This window comes from Bremerella sp. JC817, from assembly GCF_040718835.1.
GTDB lineage: Bacteria > Planctomycetota > Planctomycetia > Pirellulales > Pirellulaceae > Bremerella.
Window position 1 is genome coordinate 1 of record NZ_JBFEFG010000122.1, and the last position, 589, is coordinate 589.

1 protein-coding gene is annotated in these 589 nt (G+C 67.4%); it reads left to right on the top strand.

Annotated features, from left to right (window positions below):
- On the top strand, positions 1-273 hold a 273-nt coding region (locus AB1L30_RS00555; protein WP_367011404.1), incomplete at its 5' end, for a hypothetical protein.
- Between the last annotated feature and the right edge of the window lie 316 nt (positions 274-589).

Below are 589 nucleotides of genomic sequence, written 5' to 3' on the forward strand. Positions count from 1 at the left end.
GCGGGAAGGAGGCGTCCAGCGATTGGATACCGACAGACCCGATTCAGGCCGATCCTGGATGGTTTCCGCTGGCTGGGAATCGACTGGGACGAAGGCCCCGATGTTGGCGGTCCTTGCGAACCTTACTACCAGTCGCAGCGCCTCGCGACCATCGGCGTCCGACCCGCCGTCGCCGTCGTCAGCCTCGTCTTCCTCGTCGGCATCGCCCTCCTGGCGATCGCCCCGGAGACGAAGGACACCGAGCTCCCCGAGGACGACCAGACGGTGGCCTGATTCGAGCCTGCCGGGCCCCGGTCAACCTTCCTGCGGGGCGAGGTCGGTGGAGGCGGGGCTTTCCTCCGCGATCGCGCCGGGGCGGGCGACCTTGACGCCAATCCTTTTCGGCGGCATCGCCAGCTTGGCGCCACTGGCGCACATCAGCGGCCTGGGGTTGCCTTGGCCGAAGGGGCCGAGGAGGTCGATCGGCCATGTGGAAGTCGCCTCCGAGATCGGAGCTGCGGCGCGGGCCTCGCAGCCGTTTGTCGCAGGCCTCTGCCTGATCGAAGTAGAGTTGCTTCTCGCGATTGGGCAGCGTGATGATCTCTTGCAG